The organism is Terriglobus sp. YAF25 (genome assembly GCF_052113305.1).
Taxonomy (GTDB): Bacteria; Acidobacteriota; Terriglobia; order Terriglobales; family Acidobacteriaceae; genus Terriglobus.
The window spans coordinates 1-5280 of sequence record NZ_JBFRCY010000392.1 but is presented as its reverse complement, the minus strand read 5'-3'; the positions used below and the strand labels follow the sequence as shown (position 1 = coordinate 5280).

The following is a 5280-nucleotide window of genomic DNA, read 5'->3' as shown; positions in this document are numbered from 1 at the left end:
GCACCACGCGCATCGAGTCAGCCAGCAGCAGCGTTATGTTCTGTCCCACCACAATCGGCTGTGATGCCGCATAGAAGATCGCCGAGAGGGAATCGGTGACGCATGCCGGAATCGGAGCTTCCTGTTGCTTGGTGTTGCCCTTGATCAGGTTGCGCTCGAAGAGCATCTGCTTCCCGGCGGCGTAGTTGAAGGTCAGGTCGGTATTGACCTTACGACGGCCTTCCTGAATCTGCTTCGAGAAGCTCGCAGAGCATCCCGTACCTGCATCGAAGCTCGCCTGATACTTGTCCGACACCGGGTAGAGCATGTTCACCGCGCCCAGTGTGTCCGCCGTTGCCGTGACCTTCATCTGTCCGTTGACGTTTTCCAGATGAAACACCGCCTGCCCTGCGGTAAAGACACGCCAGTCGACCGTAAATGTAAGAGTCTGCGGGCTTGCGAAGGTATAACCAGCCTGGGGCGCGGCCATTGCCGGAGCGGCGGCAGGCGCCGCCGATTGTGGCTGTTGTGTGTTGCCGGCGGCAGAGAGCGCAAGGGTAGCGGCGACGGCGAAAAATCGTCTGGTCAATCGTCTGGTCAAATGCAAACTGCTGCCCATTCTCTCAGGAAGATCAGCGAGGCCAAAACAGCAGCCGCGCTACCAGGGCCGCATAAATCGCCGACGCACCCATAAGGGCATTGTACTCGCGGTGACGCAGGTAAAGCTCCCGCGAGAAGCTCCCCTTCGTCGCTGTCGTACGCGCAGGTGTCAGCCTCGGCAACAGCCGCGGAACACGCTTTGCATACTCGTCGAAGTCAGAAAAGTGCGCGCGTAGATACTCTTCCTCCGACCGGATCGTCGGCAGGTAGATCGCCAGAAACATCGCCACCAGCACTACGGCCATCGGCCAGCTCCGTGCCGCAACTGCAAATCCCACCGCAATCAGAATCGACCCCAGGTACAGGGGATTCCTCGTGTGCGCATAGGGTCCCGTCTGTGTCAGCTCCGCATTCTTCTTCACGTACCCCGCGGCATATCCACGCAGCCACAGCCCACAGCCTACGATCGGAATACTCGCCAGCAGTGTGATCACGCTGGGTCTTGCCACATATAGAAAGATCGCTGCGCAGACAAATCCCAGCGGCACGCGGATGCGGCGGGCAATCTTCTGCCATCGTGTGCGTTGAGCACTCATGCATTGTTCTCCAGAAGTTCAAGTGCGGCCGTCTCAACCTGGTCGACCGAAATACGCAACAGCCCGGCCTCGGGCGCGGCATGCCGCCGATGATCACGCACGCTGCCGGCATCGCGAAGCACGCGGCCGCGCGTCCCATACGGTCCATTGCGCGCGGGATCCGTCGGACCAAAGATACCCACCACGGGCGCCTGCAGCGCCGCAGCCAGATGGAGCGGCCCCGTATCCCCCGCAACCACCAGCCTTATCCGCCGCGTCAGCGCAATCAACTGGGCGATACTGGCAACCACGGGCTTTGCTGTAGCTTCGCTGGCGTGGACCACAATAGCCGCTAGCGGGTCTTGTTCATGAACGGCGTTCACCAGGACAGAGTATCCCTTCCTGCTAAGCCGCAGCGCCAGTTCCCCATATCGCTCCGCCGGCCACTGCTTCGCTCCCCATCCCGCCGATGGAGCCAGCAGTACGGTGTGCTCCTTAGCCTGTAGGTCGATCTGCGTCTCCGCCCATCGTTCCGCCTCAGGATCGATGGGAAGCGAAACCTGTGCGGGGAGCAGCCGAACATCACTGAGCGCGCTCGCAATCTCACAGCCCTGCTCAATCACGTGCTCTGCTTGCGTCACTACCTTCGTTCCGTACATCCAACGCGCCTGCTTCTCGCGCGGTTCCGCAGGACCGACAATCTGTTTCGCTCCACTCAGCTTCGCGATGATTGCCGAGCGAATCGAACCTTGCAGATCGATCGCAATCTCATACCGCCGAGCCCGCAGCTCCCGGCGCAACTGCTGGATGCTCTGCAGCGTCGTTATCGAAGCCGGATGTTTGCTCCATGCCCGTGTCTCGGCGAAGTGCACCTGATCCACCAGAGGCCGTTCTGTCGAACGTGGCTTTGCTGTTATCGATGTTTCAAGTAACGGCGCCCAGTGCGGTTCTACGACCCATCCGATCTCGGAGTGGGGAAACGCCTGACGAAGCGCTGCGATCGCCGGCATGCCATGCAGGATGTCTCCCATGGCGCCGGTGCGCACCACCAGAATGCGGGGAGCGGAGCCAGGCTTGCGATGAAGATCGGAGGTCAAACTTCGATTGTCGCAGAAGCGGTCAGTGCAGCGGCAGCATCTGTTGCAGATCAGCCCACACGGTGGCCGGATCGGTAAACACGGCATCCAGATATGCAACCCGCATTCCCGGCATCGGCCTAGGCAGCTTTACGGCATCTTTCTCAGTCGTAATCACCGCATCGCAAAGCATCTGCTGCGCCCGTTCACTGATCGATGCAATCTCTGCCGCGGTATAAGCATGGTGATCGGGAAATGCCTGCTGCGACACCAGGGGAATACCAGCACGCTTCAGCGTCGTGAAAAAGTCCAGGGGCCGAGCAACGCCGCAGAAGGCCAGGGCGCGTTCGGGTCGTGGTTCCTCCAGCCGCAGCGAGCGCTGGATAATCCATCGCCGCGCCATCGGAGCATAGTGGTGTACCGCCAGCGAAAGCTGCGAGGCTTCCTCTTCGCGCAACACTACCACCTGCGCGCGGCGTAGATTCTCGAGCGGCTCACGCAGGTTGCCGGCCGGCAACAGCAGATCGTTGACGTCCTCTCGCGTCAGCAGGGCAATCTCCAGGTCGCGATGCRACTGGCGATGCTGCATGCCATCGTCCAGAAGGTGCAGCGCCGCACTGTTCTTCACCTCGGCCAGTAGCCCGGCATCATAGCGCTGCGGAGCAACGAAGACCTCCCAGCCTCTGCGGGCCATCATCAGGGTCTCATCGCCAAACTCCGCCGCGGCTCCTTTTGCATCGACGGGTATCGCCTGGGCCAGCTTTCTTCCATATCCGCGCGAAAGCACATCTGCCATCACGCCATGCTGTTGCAGCAGTTCCAGCAGCGCCAGCACGACCGGCGTCTTGCCTGCTCCACCAGTGGACAGGCTTCCGACAGAGATCACCGGCCGGCTCAACTTGCGTACCTGGCTCAGTTTGCGGTCAAAGCGCGAGTTTTTCCAGGCCAGGCCAGCGGCATATAGAGGTACGAATGGTTTAAGCAATTGTCTCATTACAGGCGTTCCATCATACGGACAATTGCTGACACCGTGCGTGCGGTTGCCCCTGCCTGTGCATCAAAGACGTCCCTCGCTCGTCTTCCCATGGCTTCGGCATGTGTGGCATCGAACAATAGCTCGCTGATCCCGGCACACAGGCGATCTACTGTCACCAGCTCGATCGCGTCTGCGGCCCGAAGCGCATCCACTGGACCGCGAAAGTTTTCATACGACATTCCCTGCACGACGGGCACACTCCACTGCGCCGGCTCCAGCGGATTATGTCCCCCGGCGCCAAATAGACTTCCTCCCACAAAGGCCACCCTCGCCAGCGAGTAGACCGAGGCCAGCTCCCCAATCGAGTCCAGCAACAGCACCGTACCTGGAGCGATCGGTTGCGGCGCTTGCCTCCACACGCTCAGCCGCATCCATTTGAGGCCGCTCTGATCCAGCAGCGTCGCCACCCCATCAAATCGCTCGGGATGCCGCACCGCCAGAATCATCACCGCACCCTGCACCTGCTTCCAGCACGCGATGAGCTTTTCTTCTTCACCCGCGAGTGTGCTGCCGGCTACCAGCAACGGCAAACCCTGCGGGAGATGGGTACGCAACAGAGTCGTGATCGGCGTCTCTGTTCCCACTCGGATGTCGTACTTCAGGTTGCCCGTTGTCTGTACCTGGTCCGGGCGTGCTCCCAGAGCGCGCAGGCGTCGAGCGTCTTCATCACTCTGCGCCAGCAGCAGGCCAACGCTGCCGGTCATCCACTGCCACAGCTTGCGGACCGGCTGTGTCCGCCGGAACGATCGGTCCGACACCCGCGTATTGGCGACCACCACCGATCACTACCGTGTACCCCGGTAAGGCACGTTCCAGTTCCTCGACCAGCCGCGTCGCCGCCAGCGTCTCGCCAACACTTACGGCGTGCAGCCAGACGATATTCCCGCGTTTTGCCGTGTGCCGCAGATGTTCCGGCACAGCGCCCAGCCTCTGCCGTAGACTCAGGGCATATTTTCGCTGCATCAGCATGCGCACCAGCCAGTACGGTGCGCTCAGCAGCAGCGCTGCCACATAAGCCAGTCTGTAGAGGGTCATCATTCGCGGGTCTTGTTCGTCTAACAGCGAAGATGATAAAGGTTTGGGAACCGATGATGCGTCACCGCCGCCTGTTAGCCGTTGCTCTTCTATATGCCCTGCCTGCCGTTGCCGCGGACAAAAAACCGCCCGCAGCCGATCCTGCCACCAGTTATCCGGCCAAAGATGTGCACGATGCAGAGAAGGTAGCCATCGCCGCCGACGTCTGCGACACCGACCAGAAGTGTCCGTTTTTTCGCATCAAATACCTCGAGAATGACCTTCTGCCCATCCGCGTCATCGTGACCAATAATTCTGACAACCTGGTCTCGCTCGACGACGCCCGTATGCAGATGATGACCAGCGACAACGACAAGATCCCCGCGGCCATCGAAGAAGAGGTCAATCGCCGTCTCTTCACCTACAAGAACGCCAAGGGCACCAAGATTCCGCTGCCGGGGCCGCTTCCTCCCATGACCATTCATCATCCGGTCGACAAGAAGATCACCCAGGATTTCAACGACTTTAGCTTTCCCAGCACAGTCGTCAAGCCGCATACTACCGTCTCCGGCTATCTCTTCTACGACATCCGTGGGGTGAAAGATCCGATCGAGGGTAGCGAGCTCTACATTCGCCAGGTAAAGAGCCGTGCTCCACAGGAGACGGAAAACCAGGAGCTCTTCGCCTTCCAGATCGCACTGAAGAAGAGCTACCGCTCTGTCAAGTCAGAAAAACCATAGCCTTATGACCTTGGAGCATTTTTCCTGTGGGTGTGATGTAGGGTTTCCGCATCTATGGGCGTCTTCCGCGATGAAAACGCCGCTGCACGCCCTTCCGGGATACCCAGCAACAGGGGAAATGCTCTAAAAGCCATATAGCCTAAAGGCAATGTTCCGTTTTTTTCTGCTGAGTTTTTGGGGAATCACTTCCACTGCCTTTGCCGCTGACCGTATCGCACCACCTGCCCAGGAAGCCAGGGCGTATGCCGCGGTCGACATTC

The 5280-nt window shown here is 59.9% G+C and carries 7 protein-coding genes; 1 reads left to right on the top strand and 6 read right to left on the bottom strand.

Annotated features, from left to right (window positions below; translation table 11 throughout):
* From AB4043_RS16325 to AB4043_RS16300, 6 genes are all read right to left on the bottom strand, one after another.
* On the bottom strand, positions 1 to 580 hold a 580-nt coding region (locus AB4043_RS16325), incomplete at its 3' end, for a DUF3108 domain-containing protein (protein ID WP_442307529.1).
* A 31-nt stretch (positions 581 to 611) separates the two neighbouring features.
* Complete coding sequence (locus AB4043_RS16320) at positions 612 to 1175, bottom strand: methyltransferase family protein (RefSeq protein WP_442301627.1); 564 nt, start codon at positions 1173 to 1175, stop codon at positions 612 to 614.
* Entirely contained in the window at positions 1172 to 2251 is a 1080-nt protein-coding gene (locus AB4043_RS16315) for a glycosyltransferase family 9 protein (protein WP_442301628.1), read from the bottom strand. Before AB4043_RS16315 ends, AB4043_RS16320 begins: the two co-directional genes overlap by 4 nt.
* Before the next feature lie 22 nt (positions 2252 to 2273).
* Complete coding sequence (lpxK, locus tag AB4043_RS16310) at positions 2274 to 3224, bottom strand: tetraacyldisaccharide 4'-kinase (RefSeq protein WP_442307528.1); 951 nt, start codon at positions 3222 to 3224, stop codon at positions 2274 to 2276.
* A complete protein-coding gene (locus tag AB4043_RS16305) occupies positions 3224 to 4024 on the bottom strand; it encodes a 3-deoxy-D-manno-octulosonic acid transferase (RefSeq protein ID WP_442307527.1) in 801 nt (266 codons plus the stop codon). Before AB4043_RS16305 ends, lpxK begins: the two co-directional genes overlap by 1 nt.
* A complete protein-coding gene (locus tag AB4043_RS16300; protein ID WP_442307526.1) occupies positions 3933 to 4304 on the bottom strand; it encodes a glycosyltransferase N-terminal domain-containing protein in 372 nt (123 codons plus the stop codon). The genes AB4043_RS16305 and AB4043_RS16300 overlap by 92 nt, the downstream gene beginning before the upstream one ends.
* Before the next feature lie 50 nt (positions 4305 to 4354).
* Between AB4043_RS16300 and AB4043_RS16295 the strand changes: the two genes are divergently transcribed.
* A complete protein-coding gene (locus AB4043_RS16295) occupies positions 4355 to 5020 on the top strand; it encodes a hypothetical protein (RefSeq protein WP_442301631.1) in 666 nt (221 codons plus the stop codon).
* Positions 5021 to 5280 lie beyond the last annotated feature (260 nt).